Origin of the sequence: Anoxybacteroides voinovskiense (genome assembly GCF_014196205.1) — a bacterium.
GTDB classification, from domain to species: Bacteria; Bacillota; Bacilli; order Bacillales; family Anoxybacillaceae; genus Anoxybacteroides; species Anoxybacteroides voinovskiense.
In genome coordinates, this window is the sequence record NZ_JACIDE010000001.1 from 147,560 (window position 1) to 168,939 (window position 21,380).

The following is a 21,380-nucleotide window of genomic DNA, read 5'->3' on the forward strand; positions in this document are numbered from 1 at the left end:
ATAGATTTCTTTGATTGGTTATGATACATTGATAAACAGGGTGATGTATGTGACAAAAATAACTGGGAATCCTCATTTGATTAAAAAAATTAATAAGGCGCTTGTGCTTGAGATGGTGAAAAGCCAAGGACCTTTGTCGCGGGCGGATGTGGCACAGCGATCCGGATTAAATAAAGGAACCGTTTCTTCGTTAGTGAAAGAGTTGCTTGACGAAGAGCTTGTGTACGAAATCGGGCAAGGGGAATCAAGCGGCGGCAGGCGGCCTGTTTTATTGTTATTTAACGAAAAAGCTGGATATTCCATCGGGATTGATTTAGGGGTTCATTATATTCTTGGCGTGTTAACCGATTTGCAAGGAAATATCGTCGTTGAAAAGCAAATGGCGTTTCATGACAAAACCTACTCTTCGGTGCGGACGCATATAAAAGAAACCATTTCCTATTTAATGGAACAAATGCCAGACAGCCGTTACGGCTTAGTCGGGATTGGCATTGGCGTTCCTGGTATTGTTGATAAAGAAGGAGCGCTATTGTTTGCGCCGAATTTAGGGTGGAAAAACATCTCGCTAAAACAAGACATCGAGGCAGCGTTTCACGTTCCTGTTATTATCGATAACGAAGCAAACGCTGGGGCATATGGGGAAAAACGTGGCGGCGCAGGACAAGACTTTCGTAACATCATTTACGTAAGTGCCGGTATTGGCATTGGCGTCGGTTTAATTTTGAACGGAGAACTGTATAGAGGAACGAGCGGATTTTCCGGAGAAAGCGGTCATATGACGATCGAAACCGACGGCCCGATGTGCGGCTGTGGAAATCGCGGCTGCTGGGAATTATACGCTTCTGAAAAAGCACTATTGGACGGAGCAAAGCCGCTCTTTAGCCATGATATGTCGTTAGAAGAACTATTACGATTGGCGGAAAAAGGACACGAAGACGTGCTCGCATTATTTGGGCGCATCGGCCGCTACTTAGGCATTGGAATTAATAATTTAATCAATACGTTTAATCCAGAGCAAGTCATCATCGGCAACCGTTTATCGATGGCAAAACAATGGCTTTTCCCTGCCATCCAACAAGTCATCGACGAGCGTACGTTGCCGTTTCATCGCGCACACGTCGCTATCCAATTTTCTAAACGCTCGATTTACTCCACCGCACTAGGCATCTCCTTTTTTGTCATCGAAGATTTCTTGAAAAAAGGAGAAAAGGTAGAAGTGTTTCTGTAAAAAGGCATCCAGACAAGCTGGATGCCTTTTAATACGCCCCACGAATAAACGGATGGACTTCATTTTGATAAAACGCTGTTAACCGTTCCTTTTCTTCTTCGCTAAACGACGGAACATGAAGCGCCTGCAAGTTGTCCTCGACTTGTTTTACAGTTTTGAATCCCGGAATCGCGCACGTCACTTCGTCATGGTCTAAAATCCATCGCAATGCGGCTCTTGTCATATTTCCTCTGCCGTCTGCGATCCACGTTAGCTGTTCGCTAAGCTCTACCCCTTTATGAAACTCAAGCCCAGCGAACGTTTCGCCAACGTTGAAATGTTGCCCGTCTCGATTAAAGTGGCGGTGATCAGTTTCCGCGAATGTTGTGTCCTTTTTAAATTTCCCTGTCAATAATCCACTTGCCAGCGGTAGACGCGCCAATATCCCGACACCTTGTGCTTTTGCTTGCGGAAGCAGCTGTTCTAACGGCTTTTGCCGGAAAATGTTAAAGATGACTTGCAGCGCTTTTACGTTCGGATTCGTTAAACAAAACAGCCCTTCTTCTACCGTTTCGACACTCACGCCATAATAGCGAATCTTTCCTTCTTGCTGCAGCTTATCCAACACTTCAAACACTTGGCCATCTTTTAACACTTCAAACGGTGGACAGTGAATTTGGTATAAATCAATGCGCTCGCGCTGCAAGCGCTTTAAACTTCCTTCGCAATATTCCCGCACTTTTTCCTCTGAATAGGTGCGAAAATCATGAATATCCCCTGCTCGGCAAAATTTCGTAGCAATATAAATCTCGTCTTCTTTTCCTTTTGTCGCTTTTGCTAAAAGCTCTTCGCTATGACCGTTACCATACACATCTGCGGTGTCGAAAAAATTGACCCCCGCATCGATTGCCCGCTGCAATCCTTTCAACGCTTCACTGTCGTCCGTATGTCCCCAAGAACCGCCAATCGCCCACGTCCCAAAACTTATTTCACTCACTTCTAATTCTGTATTTCCTAAACGGCGATAGTTCATCTTTCTCCCTCCTCATGCACACGAAACGTATATTTCGTAACCGATGAATACATTTCTCCTGCCCGCAAAATGCAGGAAGGAAAATGCGAATGATGCACCGCATCCGGCAATGCTTGCGTTTCTAAACAAATGCCTAAATATTTTCGCGCGGGTGCTCCGTTTACTTTTATTTCACTCGGAAGCTGATTGCCCGTATACACGACCACCCCTGGTTCATCTGTTTCTACTATTAATGTTCGTCCGCTTTCCGGGTCAAGCAACACAATTTCCTCGTCATGATGGGTATTTAACAAAAACGGATGATCGTATCCTTGCCCGACGGAAACAATTTGCGGATGGGTTGCTTCCACGCCTTCTTTAATCGTTTTTCCTTCGCGCAAATCAAACGGAGTGCCCGTTACATCAAGCAGTGCGCCAGTCGGAAGAAATTCGTGATCCAATTCCAAAAATCGGTCGCTTTTTATTTTTAACTGATGCTGCAAAATATCGCTTTTTACGTTGCCACTTAAATTAAAATACGTATGGTTCGTTAACGTTATTGGCGTATCTTTGTCAGAAGTGGCACGGTAGGAAATCGTTAGTTCGTTTTGATTATTTAATGTGTACGTGACGTGAACGTCGACGTTCCCAGGATATCCTTCTTCCCCATCGGGGCTTGTATACGAAAATTGGACGCCAACTTCGTCTTTTCTAGAAAATCCCGCTCCTTGCCAAATAGCATGATGAAACCCTTTTTTACCGCCATGTAGATGGTTGCCGTTTTCGTTTTTATAGAGCGTATATGTTTTTCCGTTTAATTCAAAAGAAGCGTTTTTTATCCTTCCCGCCACTCTTCCGATGACTGCACCGAGATACGGGTGGTTGGTCAAATAGGAAGAGAAATCATCGAATGCTAGCACAATATTTTCATAGTTTCCATGTCGATCGGGAGTTACTATTTTCGTAATAATACATCCATAATTGATACACGTCACTTCGATACCGTTATCGTTCGTAAACGTATAGGCGATAATCGGACGACCGTCCACTTCCGTCCATTGTTCTTGGACAATTTTCATCCCGCTTCCTCCCTTTCTTTGTATGCTGCTTATAGTTCAACGGCTTTTCCGATACTCGCTGACGTGCGGCATGCGTCTAATACTTTTGCTTGCCGAATGATTGCGTCAGGTGAATAGCTTGGCGTTGTCCCATCGATGATGCATTGCGAGAAGTGCTCCACCTGTAGACGGTATTGGTCGCCGTTCACTACTTCTTCCCGCGTTTTCCCGTCGTCCGTTTGGATAATGAGTAAGCCACTGCCTTGTTGCACGTCCGGACGGTACGCCCGCGGAACGGTAATTTTCCCATTCGTTCCGATGATTTCATATTCATTGCGGGCAAACATATCAAAGCTGCAGTCAAATAAAGCATGGACACCATTTTCCAATAACATCCACCCGCTTGTTATTACATCCACCCCGTAACGGTCATCGTACGTAGAATGAACGGATAAAGCAACTGGCTCCGTTTCTAGTAAATAGCGAATGGAATGCACACAATAGCAACCCACATCTAGCAAACTCCCACCGCCACACGCCGGCTCCATTCGAATGTTATTCTCCCGCTCAACAAGGTAAAAAGAAAAACTTGACCGCATGCTTTTTACTGTTCCGATTTCTCCAGAAGCAATGATTTCTTTTACTCGGTTGTGCTGCGGGTGAAACTGGTACATAAACGCTTCCATCCAAACGACCCCGTTTTCTTGGCAAGCCTCGACCATTTTTCGAACATCTTCTTCGCATAAAGCTGCTGGCTTTTCGCAAAGAATATGCTTTTTCTGTTTCGCTGCTTTCACCGTCCATCCCATATGCATATGGTTCGGAAGCGGAATATATACAGCGTCAATGTTAGGATCGGCAAGCAAGTCTTCATAATTGTTATAAGCTGTCGGTATCCCTAGCTGCTGCGCTACTTCATGCGCCTTCCCGCTACCGCTTGCGATTGCTACGATTTCCGCATTTTCTGCCCGCTGAATCGCCGGTATTACCTCACTTCTAGCAATAGCAGCCGTGCTTAAAATTCCCCAGCGAACTTTTGTCCCCATCTCATTCACTCTCCTTTTTCATGAATGAACAGAGGCTGATCCATTATAGTTAGACCAGCCTTTTCATTATCCATTTCGTTTGGAATTTTCTAAAAACCATCCATCACTTTGATTATAGCAATTTTCACTTAGTTTGTACAGAAAACAAACTATTCTACTTAAATTCTATCAATCATTCTATATAAATTTGGATTGAAAAACCGGTATAATCAAGAGCGTTAAGTTGACTGGAAGAACGGTCAAAACGGTTTGCATATGTCGGAAAACTAATCTGTATTCATATAAAGCACAATGCCTTAGATAAAAAAAACGCTACCTTACCGTCCCCGCCAAAACATTTCATTCCATCTTAACTCATTCCGGATTGATTGCGGCGATGTGTGTTCGTTGATGACTACACATTCAACTCCTGCTATTTCCGCAAAGTCTTGCAGCTGTTCTGTCGTGACGGCGAATGAGAAGCACGTATGATGAGCACCTCCCGCTAAAATCCACGCTTCTGCCGAATCACGAAGCGATGGACGCGGCTTCCATAGGATTCTTGCAACAGGAAGTTTTGGCATTTCTTTCTCTACCTTTACCGCATCAACTTCGTTCACAATGAGGCGGAAACGATGTCCAATATCAATCAACGATGCATTTACCGCCGCTCCTGCACCACCGTCAAAAACAAGACGAGCTGGATCAGCCTTTCCGCCAATCGAAAGAGGATGGACCTCAAGTTTCGGACGAGTAGCAGCAATGGTCGGACACACTTCTAACATATGAGCGCCAAGGATTAACTCGTTTCCTGATTCCAAATGATACGTGTAATCTTCCATAAACGACGTTCCTTTTCCATCCGCCATAATTTTCATGATTCGAACAAGTGCTGCCGTTTTCCAATCTCCCTCACCACCAAAACCATACCCTTCCGCCATGAGCCGCTGAACAGCAAGTCCTGGGAGCTGTTTCATTCCATGCAAATCTTCAAACGTCGTCGTAAATGCGGTAAAATTTCCTTCTTCCAAAAATGCTTTTAACCCGAGTTCAATCCTAGCTTGTTCTTTGATCGAATCGCGTACTGCTCCTTCGTGAAGCCCCTCTGGAACAATATCGTATAGTTCTGTATATTCGTCAAAAAGCTCATTCACTTTCTGTGCTGGCACTTCTTTTATATACTTAACAAGATCGCCGATACCATAGCCATTAATAGACCAACCAAATTGAATTTGTGCTTCGACTTTATCTCCTTCTGTCACTGCTACTTCCCTCATGTTGTCGCCAAAACGGGCGACTTTTAAATGACCGCTTTCTGTCGCCGCAACTGCCGTACGCATCCAGCCGGCAATTCGTTCGCGAACATCCGAATCTTCCCAATGACCGACGACCACTTTCCGCGCAATGCCCATTCTGGCGCCGATAAAACCATATTCCCTGTCTCCGTGAGCCGATTGGTTCAAATTCATAAAATCCATATCAATGCTGTTCCAAGGGATGTCGCGGTTAAATTGTGTGTGAAGATGCAACAACGGCTTTCTTAACTGCGAAAGACCTCCGATCCACATTTTCGCAGGAGAAAACGTATGCATCCACGTAATGATTCCCGCACACTCGTCATCAGCATTCGCTTCAATACAAAGCTTCCGAATTCCATCAGGTGTTGTCACAACCGGCTTAAAAACAACTTTAAACGGTATCATCTCGTCCCGCTCGAAACCTTCGGCGATCATTCTCGAATGCTCTTCTACTTGTTTCAGCGTTTCTTCCCCGTACAAATGCTGGCTTCCTGTAACAAACCAAAATTCATATGGCCGCAACTGTAGCATAAAAACCTCTCCTCACATCTATTAGATATTGATATTCACTGATTCTTTTAATCCTACATTTTCTTTAATCGATTTTAATCGTTTCATCACATTGTTTCCGCCGCGTCCGAAATAATCATGCAGTTTCACATACTCTTGATATAGTTGTTCGTAAATCGCTACATTTTCTCGTATCGGCTTAAACACTTCATCGCGGACTTTCCCCATTTTTTTGGCAGCCTCAACAATCGATTCATATCCTCCGTTTTCTTTTCCGGCTGCCACCGCTGCAAACATCGCTGCCCCAACAGCAGGAGTTTGCTTCGAAGCCGCTATTTTAATTGGGTGATTTGTTACATCCGCATAAATTTGCATCAATAATCTATTTTTTTGCGGAAGTCCACCGCAAGCATAGATCTCCTCCACCTTGACACCGCTTTCAACAAAAGCATCAATAATTTTTCGAGTGCCGAATGCCGTCGCTTCGAGCAAAGCGCGATAAATTTCCTCCGGCTTCGTTAACAACGTATAACCAACCATTAGTCCTGTCAAATCTGTATCGACTAATACAGAGCGATTACCGTTCCACCAATCTAGCGCCAATAAGCCAGTTTCCCCTGGTTTGTACGCAGCCGCCCTTTTTTCTAGCCATTCGTGGATACCGATTCCTTCTTTTTCGGCTGCTTCTTTCACATAAGCCGGAACCCCTTGCTCCACATACCAAGCGAAAATATCCCCTACTGCTGACTGGCCGGCTTCATAGCCAAAATACCCTGGGATAATACCATCTTCTACAACGCCACACATCCCTTCGACATACTTTTCTTCTGTTCCAAGCAACATATGACAAATCGATGTCCCCATCGCCATCACTAACTTACCCGGTTCTACTACCCCAACTCCCGGAACGGCAGCATGAGCATCCACATTCCCAACAGCAACAGCCGTACCTGGAAGAAGTCCCATCATCGCTGCCATTTCGTTCGTTAGTTCTCCCGCTTTTGTTCCAAGCGGAACAATATCGCCGCGCAATTTTGTTTCCGTCAAATTTTCAAGACGAGGATCTAACGCTCGAAAAAATTCTCTGTTCGGATAACCTTCTTGTTTATGCCATATCGATTTATAACCGGCTGTGCAACTGTTTCGAACAATATTTCCTGTCATTTTAAATACTACCCAATCAGTAGCCTCTAGAAATAAATCCGTTTGCTCATAAATATCTGGGGCTTCATTTAAAATTTGCCAAATTTTAGCAATCATCCACTCTGACGAAATTTTTCCGCCGTACCGCAGCAAAAACGATTCGCCTCTTTTCTTGGCGATCTCATTTAACAAATTAGCTTCATCTTGAGCGGCATGATGCTTCCATAATTTCACCCAACTATGCGGTCGATGTTTTACCTCATGTTTGAAACAAAGCGGTTCACCAAAAACATCAACCGGAAGCATGGTGCATGCTGTAAAATCTATTCCAATCCCAATCACATCCGCAGGGTTTACCCCTGATTTCTTCAGCACTGCCGGAACGGCAGTAGCCAATACCTCGAGATAATCTCTAGGGTGCTGCAGCGCCCAGTCTTGTTCTAATTTTACATTTGATTCCGGAAGCACCTCATCGATCACTCCGTGAGGATAAGGAGTCACATGATCCGCGATTTCCCTTCCTTCCAAATCGACAAGAACAGCGCGACCAGATTCTGTTCCGTAGTCAATGCCAATGACGTATTTCATTCTTCCCACCTCTTATTGTCCGTAATATGCATGAGCGCCATGTTTTCTAAGATAATGTCTGTCTAATAAAGACTGATCAATCGGCTGAACATTTGGATTGAGATGGCATGTTCTTGCCGCCATTTTAGCGACTTCCTCAAGAACAACCGCATTATGAACAGCACTATACGGATCATCCCCCCAAGCAAATGGTCCGTGGCTGTGAACAAGCACCCCTGGCACTTGCGTCGGATCTAAAAAGCGAAAGGTTTCAACAATCACATTTCCCGTTTCCATTTCATAAGCCCCTTTAATTTCCGCTTCTGTCATTTTTCTCGTACAAGGAATTTCTCCGTAAAAATAGTCTGCATGTGTCGTTCCTAAAGCCGGAATCCCCTTTCCTGCTTGTGCCCAAATCGTCGCCCAAGGAGAGTGGGTATGAACAATTCCGCCAATGGAAGGAAAAGATTTATATAGTACTAAATGAGTTGGCGTATCAGACGATGGTTTTCGTTTCCCTTCTACAATATTGCCTTCTAAATCAACAACAACTAAATCATCCTTTGTTATTTGGTCATACGCTACTCCACTCGGTTTGATGACAACAAGCCCTTGCTCTCGATCAATACCGCTAACATTTCCCCACGTAAATGTCACTAATCGATAGCTAGGAAGTTGTAAATTCGCCTCTAGCACCTTTTGTTTTAGTTGCTCAAGCATCTCCCCCACTCCTTAATCAAAAAATTCTTTCACCTCCATTATAATTTTGTACGTACATTTTTTCTATAGTTTTTTAAAAAAATTGTTTGTACATTTTATATTTTCTTTGTTGATTCTCGAATAATTAACTCTGGTTGATAAATAATATCTTGTATTTCTTCATTTCGCTCAATCATCTGGATAAGTGTTTCTGCCGCTCTTATCCCCATTTCTGCTTTCGGATGGGGAACTGTTGTCAACTTCACTTCTGTTGCTGTCGCAAACGTTGAGTCATCGAAGCCAACGATGGAAATATCATCAGGCACATTTAGTCCTAATTGACGAATAACATCCAATAGCTTAATTGCCAACTCATCGTTATAGCATACGATCGCTGTCGCTCTTTCCACATCAGCTTGTTGTAAGAAAGAGCGCACCAGTTCTAAAGGTTTTGTGTCTTTTTCTTCAGTTGTATACGTAACGAGATGTCGCGAAGACAAAGGTAGGTTATATTCCTGATGAGCACGAATAAAACCTTTTAGTCTACTGACTCCTTGCAAATCATCCGTTTTAAAAAACCCCGCGATTCGGCGATGACCAAGCTGTATTAAATGCTCAGTAAGCAAATATCCTCCTTTTTCATCATCCATTTTGATGACCGGACAACTCATTTCTAAATAACATTCGTTAATCATAACGTATGGAATATGTAAATTATTGAGTGTTAAGTAATACGAAAGATTAGGATTGCCTTGAGCACTTTTTGTCGGTTCGATGATAAGCCCACTTAACGGCTGTTGAATCATCGCCTCTAAATGGTCACGCTCTTTCGTTTTGTCGTTATCGGTACTAGCCAACAATAGTCGGTATCCTTTTTCGCGCAACGTTTCTTCCGCTCCACGGACAATATGTGGAAAGATATAATCGGAAATATATGTTGTTAAAATCGCTACTGTTTTTACTTCTTGTTTGCTGGCTAGCTTTGGCTTAGAAACAAATGTTCCGCTTCCTTGGATTTTATATAGCCAACCTTCATTTTCTAATTCACCTAACGCTTGTCTAACTGTATGGCGACTTAACTGAAATTGGTTTGCAATTTCATGTTCTGTTGGTATTTTTTCATTAGGGCTTAACTTCCCTGATTGAATCCAAGATAAAATTTCTCGTTTCAATTGCAAGTATTTTGGCACACTTTTTTCTTTCATAACGTTCACCTCGTGTTGAATAATCTACATATCCATTATACCAATTTTTATTTGTCCGTATATATTCAGAAAAGAATAGCCAAGATGAAACCATCTTGGCCTTAAGACGCTTTGTTTTTGTTATAAATATCAAACGCAACAGCCGCAAGTAACACCAAACCTTTAATCGCCTGTTGCCAATCAATGCCTAATCCAAGCAACGACATCCCGTTGTTCATGACCCCCATGACAAGACCACCGATAATCGCGCCACTTACTGTCCCAATACCACCATACGCAGAAGCGCCTCCAATAAAGCAAGCGGCAATGGCGTCGAGTTCAAATAGGTTTCCTGCTTTTGGTGTCGCTGCATTTAAACGCGCGGCAAAAATCAATCCCGAAAGTGCGGCTAAAACTCCCATGTTCACAAATACCCAAAATGTGACCCTTTTCGTTTTCACCCCTGATAATTGTGCCGCTTTTTCGTTTCCTCCAATTGCATATATATGCCGACCAACAATCGTCTTATTAGCGACAAACGAATAAGCAACAATAAGTGTTGCGAGAATGATTAAAATATTCGGGATTCCTTCATATGTCGCGAGAACATAAGAGAAGACAGTGATCACAACGACAATACTAATTAACTTACCTATGAACATTGCTGCAGGGATTACGTCAAATCCGTACGTTTTAGCATTGTTTCTTTTTTTAATTTCTAACCAGATAAACAAAATAGATAAAAGCCCTCCGATGATAAGTGTTAGCAAATGGATATTCTTTCCGTGAAACACATCTGGAAGAAACCCTGAACTAATGTTTTGAAACGATTTTGGAAATGGGGCAATCGATTGTCCTTTTAAGACAACCATCGTAAGCCCTCTAAACAATAACATACTTGCTAATGTAACAATGAAAGCTGGTATTTTTACATAAGCGATCCAAAATCCTTGCCATGCGCCAATCAATGCACCTAACAAAAGAGAAAGCACCACTGTAACAATCATCGGGACATGATGTTGCACCATTAAGATACCTGCTAGCGCACCTACAAACGCCGCTACTGACCCCACCGATAAATCGATGTGCCCGGTAATAATAACAAGCATCATCCCGATTGCTAGTACTAAAATGTAGCTGTTTTGCAAAATTAAGTTCGTTACGTTTAAGGGTCTTAATAAAATCCCGTCTGTCAAAAGTTGAAATAACAACATAATTAACACAAGTGCAACAACCATACTGTAGCTTCGAATATTGTTTTTAATCATTTGAGCAAATGGCTGGATCTTTGGTTCGATTGGTTCCGAATGGCGTGTCATTGTTTTTTGTGTCGGCATTTGCATTTGTGTTACCCCCTAACTTCCGTTTTTGTCATTAGTTTCATCAAGTTTTCTTGCGTTGCCTCATCTCGGCTCAACTCGCCTGTTATCCGTCCTTCGCACATCACGTAAATCCGATCACACATCCCTAAAATTTCTGGAAGCTCAGAAGAGACCAGTAAAATCCCTTTCCCATCTTGTGCTAACTGGTTAATAATTGTGTAAATTTCATATTTTGCTCCAACATCTATTCCGCGTGTTGGTTCATCTAAAATAAGAATATCTGGTTGCGCAAAAATCCACTTGCTTAATACTACTTTTTGCTGGTTTCCACCGCTTAGTTTTTCTGTTTTTTGAAATATGCTCGGTGTTTTTATTTTCAATCGTTCACGATATTTCTCTGACTCTACAATTTCTTTGTTTTCATCCACCACAAATTTTTTTGCCACTTTATTTAACCGTGATAACGTAATATTTTTGCGAATATCGTCCATTAAAATTAATCCATTTCCTTTGCGATCTTCTGTTACATAGGCAATTCCGTTTTCAATCGCTTTGCTCACGTCGCTGACATCAATTTCGTATCCATTTTTGAAAATTTGTCCGCTAATTTTTTTTCCATACGATTTCCCAAAAATGCTCATAGCAAGTTCGGTTCGTCCTGCTCCCATCAAGCCGGCAATTCCGACAATTTCTCCTTTCCGAATATAAAAATTGACGTCATCAATAACTTTTCGTTCATTATGAAGAGGATGATAAACGTTCCAATTTTTCACTTCAAATATTACTTCGCCAATGTTCGGTTCTCGTTTCGGATAACGATTCGTTAAATCTCGTCCTACCATTCCTTTAATGATTCGGTCTTCTGTCACGTGGTCTTTTCTCATATCTAGCGTTTCAATCGTTTTCCCATCTCGTAAAATCGTGATTGAATCAGCGACTTTCGATATCTCGTTCAGTTTATGCGAAATAATAATCGCGGTCATGCCCTGCTTCTTAAATTCTAATAATAACCGCAGCAAATTTTCACTATCGTCCTCATTCAAAGCAGCAGTCGGTTCATCCAAAATCAATAATTTTACTTCTTTTGATAATGCCTTTGCAATTTCGACTAGCTGTTGTTTCCCGACCCCTAGATTTCCAACCAATGTATGCGGCGACTCATTTAATCCAACTTTTTTCAATAACTCTTTCGTTTTAACAATCGTTTCATTCCAATTAATAACTCCTCGTTTGGCTTGTTCGTTGCCAAGAAAAATGTTTTCCGCAATCGATAAATAAGGAATAAGGGCCAATTCTTGATGAATAATGACAATCCCTAACTCTTCACTTTGTTTAATATCTTTAAATTTACATACTCCCCCTTTAAATAAAATGTCACCACTATATGTGCCGTAAGGATAGACACCGCTCAACACTTTCATTAGCGTCGATTTTCCTGCACCGTTTTCCCCGCAAAGCGCATGAATTTCCCCTTCTTTCACTTGCAAATTTACATTTTCAAGCGCTTTTACCCCTGGAAATTCTTTTGTAATTCCACGCATCTCTAATATGAACTGTGACATTGCTCACCACTTCCCTATTGTGAAATAAATGATATAGTGATAGCTTTTGGACTATCACTATATCATTTCACCTTGATTACTTAGTTAATTGATCTTTTGTGTAATATCCGCTATCTACTAACACTTTTTCGTAGTTAGAAATGTCTACAGAAACCGGCTCCAATAAATAAGATGGCACGACTTTTACCCCGTTATTATATGTTTTCGTGTCATTTACTTCCGGTTTTTCTCCTTTTAAAACAGCGTCAGCCATTTCCACTGCTTTTTTCGCTAATTCTCGCGTATCTTTAAATACTGTTTGTGTTTGTTCCCCCGCAATAATGGATTTTACGGACGCTAATTCGGCATCTTGACCTGTAATTACTGGCATCGGCTTTCCTGACCCGTAGCCAACTCCTTTTAATGATGAAATAATACCGATACTAATTCCATCATAAGGAGATAACACAGCATCAACTTTCGCATTTGTATAATGAGCGCTCAGTAAATTATCCATGCGTGCTTGAGCTGTCGCTCCATCCCACCGCAACGTAGCTACTTGATCAAATTTAGTTTGTCCGCTTCGAACGACTAATTTTCCAGAATCAATATATGGTTTTAATACAGACATCGCCCCGTCGAAGAAGAAATATGCGTTGTTATCATCTGGCGAACCTGCGAACAATTCGATGTTGAACGGACCTTTCCCATCTTTTAGACCAAGCTTTTGTTCGATATATGAGCCTTGAAGCACTCCTACTTTGAAGTTATCAAACGTAGCGTAGTAATCGACGTATTTGCTGTTTTTAATAAGACGATCGTAAGAAATGACTTTAATGCCTTGTTTATGCGCTTTTTCTAATACATCGGTAAGCGCTTCCCCGTCAATTGGCGCAATAACTAATACGTTAACTCCTTTTGTAATCATGTTTTCAATTTGTGATACTTGGTTTTCAACAACGTCTTCAGCATACTGCAAATCCGTTTTATAGCCAAGCTTTTTAAACTCTTTTACCATGTTTTCCCCATCGCTAATCCAACGTTCAGAAGACTTTGTTGGCATTGATATTCCAACAAATCCAGCATCCCCTTTTCCTCCTGTTTCCTTTCCGCTACACGCGGCTAATGCAAATACAAATACAAGCAAAATCAATGTTGTGAAAAACTTCTTCATCTTCTTTTCTCCCCCTTTAATGATTCTTGTGATTCAACTAGAATATAACACCTATAAAATTTTCAGTCTTTTCAATCAACTGACTTTTTTTATAAAAATTTAACTTTAGTAAAGCGTTTTCAAAAAAAGAGGGTGTCCACACACCCTCTTTTTGTACGTACCAATTTATAATATTTATAATAAAACTTCCCGAACTTCCTTAAATAAAAACGCTCCTTTGCGATATTGATTTGGAGACACACCTACTACTTTTTTAAATGCCGTACTGAAATAGTGTTGTGTATCATACCCTACTCGTTCGGAAATTTCATGAATGGTTAGCTGTGTCGAGACCAACAATTGAATCGCCTTTTTAATTCTTACTTCCGTTAAAAAATTGACAAACGATACCCCTAGTTCTTGTTTCATAATGCGGCTCAAATATACAGGCGAAACGTTTAGTGATTGAGCAACGGATTCTAATGTAAGTGTTTGATCGGAAAAATATTCTTGTACATATTGTTTTGCTCGTCGCACGATTGGCGAAATATTCGTTGCGCTATAAGCCCTCTTTTTGCAGATTTCATATGCGTCTGCTACTTTCGTGAGTTCTCCTTCTACCTCTGCAGCGTATATATTGGCTTGTATGTTTAAATACTGCTTTATCGTTTTCTCAATTGTGCGAAATAGTTCTTCATCGACCCAATCCCATAAACATATCACAATAAAGCCTACCGTATCGCGAAAAACCACTTTTCTTTTTCCCTCTAACAACTCCGAAGCGATATTTTCAATAGCAAAAAAGAACAATTGTTTATCCTTTTCGCTCATTAGTAGTTTGGTGCTGAAAAACTCTTGCCAGTAAATCACCGCCAGTTGTACAGGACAGGTGGATGGGAGCTTGAAAAACTGCAATTGGGCAAAGATTTCGATTTCTTTCAATCGACCATGAATCCACTCTAAACAAAATTGCTGACGGATGAGTGGAAAATTTTTTTGCACTTGTTTTGACAATAACGTAACATATTCCGATTGTTGCAATTCCTTTGTTAGTTGCTGTTGAATTTTTTTCGCCACTTCACGCAAATGAGAAGGATTCGTTGGCTTTAAAATATAATCGTCGACTTGTAAACGAATCGCTTCTTGGGCGTAAGCAAATTCGTCATGTCCGGTGACGACAACAATCCTACATTTTGAAAGATTTTTTCTTATTTGTTTCATTAGAGAAATTCCGTCCATAATAGGCATAGTCAAATCAACAAATAGAATATCAATTTGATGGCGTAGCGCTAATTCCAACGCTTCTTCTCCATCTTCCGCTTCCGCTACTACTTTCATTTGGAACTCGTTCCAATCAATCGCTTCTCTAATCCCCTCACGAATAATCGCCTCGTCATCGGCAATCAATACCTTCCATGTTCGCACATTTCTCCCCCCTAGCAGCTTATGATAGGATGAACGATTGTTACCGTTGTTCCCTCTCCTTCTTTGCTTTCTACTTCTAGACCATAAACGTCGCCAAATGTTAATCGAATTCTTGCATGTACATTCATCATTCCATAGCCTTTTATTTTTTTTCCTCCAGCAGTAAAATCAGCGGCTAAACTTTCCCTTAACGAAGACAATGCTTCTTGGGACATTCCAATGCCATCGTCTTGCACTTTAATAATTAACTTTCCATCTTTTTCTTCTGCTCTAATGAAAATATGCCCAGGTCCTCTTCTCTGCTTAATCCCATGATAAATAGCATTTTCCACAATCGGCTGTAGTACGAGCTTTACTATATATAAATCGTGAACACTTTTGGAAATAGCAAACGTGTAATTTAGCTTTTCTTGATACCTTACTTTTTGAATGCTTAAATAGCTTTGGATATGTTCCATTTCTTCAGAGAAAGGAATCATGTCTTTCCCTTTGCTTAACCCGATACGAAATAGTTTAGACAACGATTCGACGACTTGTGCGACATCATCCGCTCCTCTTTTTCGTGCCATCCAGTGTATCGTATCAAGCGTGTTATAAAGAAAATGTGGCTTAATGTGCTCCTGTAGGCTACGAAGTTCCGCTTCCCATCTTTGGCGTTCCTTCCATTCCACTAGGGAAATAAAACGCTGAATTTGGTCAAGCATTTTATTAAAGCTCTTCCCTAACATGCCTATCTCATCCGAACGGTTCTCTCGATAACGGCTCGTTAAATCTCCTGCCTCCGCTTTTTCCATAAAGGATATGAGCTGCCCAATCGGTCTTGATAATGAGCGGGCTAAGTAGTAGGAAGCACCGAGACCAACAAAACATACAAAAAAGACGAAGCAAGTAACGTAAAAACGGATTTCTTTAATTTCTAAAGCCGATTCTTGATTAGAAAAAACCCCTATTGTCGTCCAGTTTGTAAATGGCGAACGTTGGTAAATGAACTGAAGATACTGACCGTGGATGTTATGTGAGAACGTTCCGGAATCTTTTTTAAACCACACTGTTCGAATTTGTCCAATTAGCGAACGGGCAGGAGAATAAATATTTTCTCCCCGATGATCGATTACCATCAAATACCCCCATTTTCCTAAACGAACGTTTTTTGTTGCCTCCGCAATGACCCTTAGTTTTAAATCCACTAATACTACACCTTCGACTTCTTGTGTTTCTGGATTTAAAATGGCGCGTACCGCTGATACTACTTCGCTATTTTTATAATTCGTGTGCGTCGTTACGTTTCGTTGATGAGGGTGACCAATGATTTTAAAAATGCCTTTATTTTGAACTGCTTCTTTGTACCACGTTTCGTCTGTAAGCGATTTCGTCGAGCGAGCATACATTTCGTTGCTAATGTACTCTCCTTTATAGTTGACAAGAAGAATTCCGGCAACTTCAGGATATAACGTAGTAATGCCTCGTAAAAATTGACGAATACGGTACTCGTCGCTCGTTTCCCCAATTCCTTGCATCTTTTCATTGCCTGCTAAAAATTTTTTCACTTCTGGGTTAAAAGCCGCCAAATACGTGATGTTTTGCATATTGCTCAAGTAAAACTCTAATGTTCGGTTTACTTGGTTAATGACCTGAAGTGTATTTTGATTAATTTGCCTATCCATCGTTCGATCTACCGCCCAACTCGTCAGCACCCCCAATCCTAGCGAAGGTAAAATCATAATTAGCAATAAAAGTGAAACTAATTTATAACGAATCGGCAAATTGTTAAGCTGAAAATATTGGGTCATTTTCAACATGAATCCCTCTTTCATTTCGCATAAAAACTATCGACATTCTCTTTCGTAACAACTGTAATGCCTGTATCGACGTATGAAGGCATCAACGGATAATCGGATGATAACGACGGTGTTAGTTTATGATGAAGATGAAATAAAAATTGTAGCGCCCAATAGCCCATATTCCATGTGCCTTGAGCAAGCGTTGCATCGATAAGGCCTTGTTTAACCATATCTAACGTTCTTTTGTCTGTGTCGAAACTGATAATTTTTGTTTTTTTGGCTAATAGGGAAACTGCTTCTCCTACTCCTACTCCTCCGTTTGCTTCGGTAACAAAAATTCCGGAAAGGTCGGGGTATTGTTTCAATATTTCCAGTGCTACTTGCTTAGAAACAAGTGCATCTCCTTTTCCGTCTTTTACCACCGCCACTTCTATTCCGGGGTATTCTTTGTACATCGTTTCAATAAATCCTTTTGTTCGTTGCTGGTGGTTTAGTTGGTTTGGCAATGTAATGACAGCGACTTTCCCTTTTCTCCCAAGCAGTTCAGCCATCTTATGTGCAGCTGTTGCTCCGGCATTGTAGTTATTTGTTCCTAAAAAAGAAAACGCTTTACTTCCAAGGGCATCGGAGTCGAATAATACAACAGGGATTCCTTGTTCGACTGCTTTATTAATTGTTTTCGTCAGTTTGTTAGGATCCATTGCTGAAATAGCGATACCTGCTGGTTTTCTAGCAATCACTTGTTCTAACACTGTCACTTGTTCGTTCACATCGTATTGCGTTGCTCCGCGATATTCGACCGAGACGTTTAACGCCTGTGCCGCATCTTCGAACCCTTTTAAACAGTTTTTCCAATAATCAATTCCCGATAAAAAGGTGACCATCACGTATTTTTCATCTATCTTTCCACTTAATCCCCCACTTTCTTGACTAAGAGAGTTAATACGTGAATTTTCTAAATGGTAGTTATATACATATATAACAAGAGCACCGACCAAGAAAATATACATAATTAGTAATTTTTTCACCAATACCCCCCCTGCCTACGACACTTTAAACTGTTGAATAAGCTGCTGCAAAGCCCCCGCCATACTCGATAAGATCGCTGCAGAAGCAGCAATTTCTTGCATCGAGGCCAGTTGTTCTTCAGTTGTAGCAGAAACTTCTTGGGTTCCTGTTGAGGTTGATTTTGCTATTTCGTGAATGGTTTGCAACGCCTGAGCAAATTTTTTTGTTCCATCCGACACTTTTTTTACAGCCGCAGAAACTTCACCAATTTGCTCGGCAATGTCATGAATCACACGCTTAATTTCGATAAATGTATCCCCAACGGTATGGATAGCGGTAATTCCCCCTTCAGCTTCTTTTATTGCTATCTCCATCGATTGCACCGCGTCGTTCGTTTCTTGTTGGGTGGAAGTAATTAACGCACCAATTTGTTGAGCGGACTGTGCTGACTGCTCAGCTAATTTTCTTACTTCATCTGCCACTACAGCAAAGCCACGCCCGTGTTCTCCTGCTCTTGCCGCTTCAATAGCGGCATTTAAAGCCAACAAGTTCGTTTGCTCTGCGATTCCGGTGATGATTTCAAGAATATTTCCTATTTGCTTGGAGCGCTCTCCTAACGTCCTTACAATTTCTCCTAGATTGATTATTGTTTCATTTACTTTGTTCATTTTCGTCACTGCTGTTTGAACAGTCTCGTTTCCTTTCATAACTTGCTTTAATGCATGATCTGTAATATATGCAACACTTTGGGTTCGTTCGGTAGCAAGTTGTACGTCGCTAGACATTTCCTCCACCGTTTTTTCTTGCTCTTCCACATTTCGAACCTGCTGTTCCATTCCGAAAGCAATTTGTTGCATTGTCATCGCAATATGTTCGGCCGCTTCGTTCGTCTGTTCAGCACTTGCTGTCAGTTGTTCAGAAGAAGCTGCTACTTGTCCTGCACCGAGCGATACTTGCTCAATGATTGTCCGCAAATGTGTTAACATTTGCTGAAATGCTTTTGCCAATACGCCGATTTCATCGCGATTCTTTATCGTAATTTCATTTTCTGTCAAGTCACCGCTTGTTACACGTTTAGCCATTTCCGAAAGCGCTACCACTGGTTTTGAAATAGTTAAGCTATTATACAATGCCACAACAAACGCTACAATAATGGCGACTCCACTAACAACAACTAGTAACATCTGAATGACTCTCGCTTGCGAAGAAACGTTATTCTGCACAGTATCTAACTCCACCTGCTGAACAGCAACTAACTGCTGGGAAGTTTTATCAAACTTTGAAATAATCTCTCTTCCAGTCGTAGAAAGTAGTTTCGTATAGGCTTTGAAATCCCCGCCTTTCTTCAACTGAAACGCTTGCTGACCGAGTTGGTAAAATTGTTGCTCCAATTCATCTAATTGTGCCAGCAATTCCTTTTCGTGCTTTTGTTTCAATGCTTTTCTAATACCCATAGACCGTTTTTTATACTCTTCATGTGCTTTGTTGAAATTTGCTAAAGAGGTAGGATCGTCTGTTATTAAATAGCTCCCCATGCTTCCTTTTGCAGTTTGAATGATTACCTCTAACTGCTTCATCTTCATCATTTTTTCCATCTTCTCATTTACTAGCTGCTGATAGCTATGATTGATCTTCTGAATCTCGATGTGCGCTACACCTGCCATTAAAATTAATAAAGCAATCACAAGCGAAAATCCTACAAACAATTTTGTCTTTACGTTAATGTTCATCAAAAATCCCTCGCCCCCAACAAATTGTACGTATCATTTTTTCGTTTTTCCGAGAAATACAACGTTTAAAAATGCATTGTTCGTACAATTAAATTTATTATTAATTTATCATGTTTGAAGTGAAAATTGCAAACTTGTCATGCAAACGGATTATTCATCATTCTACTAAAAAAACAAATTGAACATTATTGAAAAGACATAGAACAAAATCAAAGTATTGCTCACCCTTCTGTTGATTTCTTTTGTTCTTCTGTTAATCTATAGGTAAGCCATATTCAAGGGAGGTGGGACAGTGGCTACTCCTGATCAAGGCAAAAACTATTCGTATGCTGATTGGGAAACGTGGGAAGGGCGTTGGGAGCTCATTAACGGAAAAGCGTACGATATGACGCAGGCTCCGTCTTCTGAGCATCAGTTTTCCGTAGGAGAATTGTATTTTTCCTTGCGTCGTTTTTTCCAAAACAAACAATGTTTTGTGTTTGTCGCTCCGTTTGATGTATTCCTTGGTCAAAAAGACGATAAGGAAACTCCTGATGATATTGTCCAGCCCGATATTGCCATCATTTGCGACAAAAAACAGATTAGAAAAAAGGGGTGCTACGGAGCACCGGCACTTGTTGTCGAAGTATTGTCACCATCCACTGCCTTAAAAGACGATAACGAAAAATTTTATACTTATCAGCGCCACGGAATTCGTGAGTACTGGATTGCTGATACTGCCAATCAAATGGTTCACGTATACTATTTGCAAGAAGGAACGTACCAACGAATCGCAACGTACGGACAACAAGATACGTTGCACTCGGCACAATTTAAAGAATTATCCATTCCGTTAGCACCATTGTTTGCATGGAGCTAAAACGGCTCTTGTCGTCTGAACAAGAGCCGTTCGTTCTTATTTTCCGATAAAGTTCGGTTTTCGTTTTTCTAAAAATGCTTGGACGCCTTCACGGTGGTCTTTTGTTTTCCGCATTTTTTGCTGGGCGTCGGTTTCGAGCTGAAGGACGTGCAGCAATTCGTCTTTTGTCGTTTTGGCGTACAGCGTTTTTGTTGCAATCATCGCTTGTAGCGGTTTTGCTTGCCATTCTGCTAGTTTTTGTTTGATTTGTTCTTCGTTTTCCACGATGAAATCGACGATGCCTAAATCATATGCCTCCATCGCACTCATCGTCTTTCCTTCCCAAATAAGATGTTTCGCTTTTACTTCACCGACGCGCTTCGCTAAAAAGAAATGACCCCCACCATCTGGGACAAGCCCGATGCCGATAAAATTCATCGCTAAGCGCGCATCTTTTGTCGCGATGACATAATCGCTTGCCAAGGCGAAACTTAACCCTAATCCTGCCGCTGGTCCATGAATCGCTGCGACAACAATTTTCGGCAGCTCGTACAATGTCGTGATAAGTTGCTGAATCGTGTTCATTACGTCATGAAACGCTTCTTCATCTTCGACGCGAAGCATCGTTTTAATATCGCCGCCAGCGGAAAATCCTCTTCCTCTTCCACGAATGAGAAGAAGCTGTGCATCGCTTCGTTCGACTTGGCGAAGCGCTTCGACCAATTCGTTCAACATTTGCACGTCCATCGCATTTAACGAATCCGGACGATTCAACTCTAATACTGCGACATTTCCTGAAAATGAAAGCACTACTGTTTCCATCGTTCTCCCCCTGTTTCACCGATTTCCTTTTACTTTATTCCGCACGATTGGCAAAAA

17 protein-coding genes are annotated in these 21,380 nt (G+C 41.3%); 2 read left to right on the plus strand and 15 right to left on the minus strand.

The genetic code is table 11. The features are described 5' to 3' along the window. Window positions 1-43: 43 nt before the first annotated feature. On the plus strand, window positions 44-1,228 hold the full coding sequence (locus GGR02_RS00735; RefSeq protein ID WP_183182839.1) for an ROK family transcriptional regulator: 1,185 nt from the start codon (window positions 44-46) through the stop codon (window positions 1,226-1,228). A gap of 28 nt (window positions 1,229-1,256) precedes the next feature. On the opposite strand, the gene GGR02_RS00740 is transcribed toward GGR02_RS00735, so the two are convergent. From GGR02_RS00740 to GGR02_RS00805, 14 genes are all read right to left on the minus strand, one after another. Then, window positions 1,257-2,240: an aldo/keto reductase gene (locus tag GGR02_RS00740; protein ID WP_183182840.1), complete on the minus strand. Its 984-nt coding sequence runs from the start codon at window positions 2,238-2,240 to the stop codon at window positions 1,257-1,259. Next, on the minus strand, window positions 2,237-3,298 hold the full coding sequence (locus GGR02_RS00745; RefSeq protein ID WP_183182841.1) for an aldose epimerase family protein: 1,062 nt from the start codon (window positions 3,296-3,298) through the stop codon (window positions 2,237-2,239). The genes GGR02_RS00740 and GGR02_RS00745 overlap by 4 nt, the downstream gene beginning before the upstream one ends. A 29-nt stretch (window positions 3,299-3,327) precedes the next feature. Next, on the minus strand, window positions 3,328-4,323 hold the full coding sequence (locus GGR02_RS00750; protein WP_183182842.1) for a Gfo/Idh/MocA family protein: 996 nt from the start codon (window positions 4,321-4,323) through the stop codon (window positions 3,328-3,330). Window positions 4,324-4,640: 317 nt separating this feature from the next. Next, window positions 4,641-6,131 carry an L-arabinose isomerase gene (araA, locus tag GGR02_RS00755; RefSeq protein WP_183182843.1) on the minus strand — a complete coding sequence of 497 codons (1,491 nt, stop codon included), beginning with the start codon at window positions 6,129-6,131 and terminating at the stop codon, window positions 4,641-4,643. Between the two features lie 21 nt (window positions 6,132-6,152). Then, window positions 6,153-7,850 carry a ribulokinase gene (locus GGR02_RS00760; RefSeq protein WP_183182844.1) on the minus strand — a complete coding sequence of 566 codons (1,698 nt, stop codon included), beginning with the start codon at window positions 7,848-7,850 and terminating at the stop codon, window positions 6,153-6,155. Between the two features lie 3 nt (window positions 7,851-7,853). After that, entirely contained in the window at window positions 7,854-8,540 is a 687-nt protein-coding gene (gene araD / locus GGR02_RS00765; protein ID WP_183182845.1) for an L-ribulose-5-phosphate 4-epimerase, read from the minus strand. A 95-nt stretch (window positions 8,541-8,635) separates the two neighbouring features. Beyond that, window positions 8,636-9,724 carry a GntR family transcriptional regulator gene (locus GGR02_RS00770; protein ID WP_183182846.1) on the minus strand — a complete coding sequence of 363 codons (1,089 nt, stop codon included), beginning with the start codon at window positions 9,722-9,724 and terminating at the stop codon, window positions 8,636-8,638. Window positions 9,725-9,825: 101 nt separating this feature from the next. After that, a complete protein-coding gene (mmsB, locus tag GGR02_RS00775) occupies window positions 9,826-11,046 on the minus strand; it encodes a multiple monosaccharide ABC transporter permease (protein ID WP_183182847.1) in 1,221 nt (406 codons plus the stop codon). A 5-nt stretch (window positions 11,047-11,051) separates the two neighbouring features. Continuing rightward, on the minus strand, window positions 11,052-12,587 hold the full coding sequence (gene mmsA, locus GGR02_RS00780) for a multiple monosaccharide ABC transporter ATP-binding protein (RefSeq protein WP_183182848.1): 1,536 nt from the start codon (window positions 12,585-12,587) through the stop codon (window positions 11,052-11,054). A gap of 76 nt (window positions 12,588-12,663) precedes the next feature. Next, window positions 12,664-13,740, minus strand: coding sequence for a multiple monosaccharide ABC transporter substrate-binding protein (gene chvE, locus GGR02_RS00785; RefSeq protein ID WP_183182849.1), 1,077 nt, complete (start codon window positions 13,738-13,740; stop codon window positions 12,664-12,666). Window positions 13,741-13,914: 174 nt separating this feature from the next. After that, a complete protein-coding gene (locus GGR02_RS00790) occupies window positions 13,915-15,144 on the minus strand; it encodes a response regulator transcription factor (protein WP_183182850.1) in 1,230 nt (409 codons plus the stop codon). A gap of 11 nt (window positions 15,145-15,155) precedes the next feature. Then, window positions 15,156-16,943, minus strand: a complete 1,788-nt coding sequence (locus tag GGR02_RS00795; RefSeq protein ID WP_183182851.1) for a cache domain-containing sensor histidine kinase — start codon at window positions 16,941-16,943, stop codon at window positions 15,156-15,158. A gap of 11 nt (window positions 16,944-16,954) precedes the next feature. Beyond that, window positions 16,955-17,953 (minus strand): substrate-binding domain-containing protein, encoded by a 999-nt coding sequence (locus tag GGR02_RS00800; protein ID WP_183182852.1) that lies wholly within the window; start codon window positions 17,951-17,953, stop codon window positions 16,955-16,957. 15 nt (window positions 17,954-17,968) lie between these two features. Then, entirely contained in the window at window positions 17,969-19,663 is a 1,695-nt protein-coding gene (locus tag GGR02_RS00805; RefSeq protein ID WP_183182853.1) for a methyl-accepting chemotaxis protein, read from the minus strand. 292 nt (window positions 19,664-19,955) lie between these two features. Here GGR02_RS00805 and GGR02_RS00810 point away from each other — a divergent pair, with 292 nt between their 5' ends. Beyond that, on the plus strand, window positions 19,956-20,522 hold the full coding sequence (locus GGR02_RS00810; RefSeq protein WP_183182854.1) for a Uma2 family endonuclease: 567 nt from the start codon (window positions 19,956-19,958) through the stop codon (window positions 20,520-20,522). Window positions 20,523-20,558: 36 nt separating this feature from the next. Here the strand turns inward: GGR02_RS00810 and GGR02_RS00815 are convergent, their stop codons facing one another. Then, window positions 20,559-21,323: an enoyl-CoA hydratase gene (locus tag GGR02_RS00815; protein WP_183182855.1), complete on the minus strand. Its 765-nt coding sequence runs from the start codon at window positions 21,321-21,323 to the stop codon at window positions 20,559-20,561. Window positions 21,324-21,380: the final 57 nt, after the last annotated feature.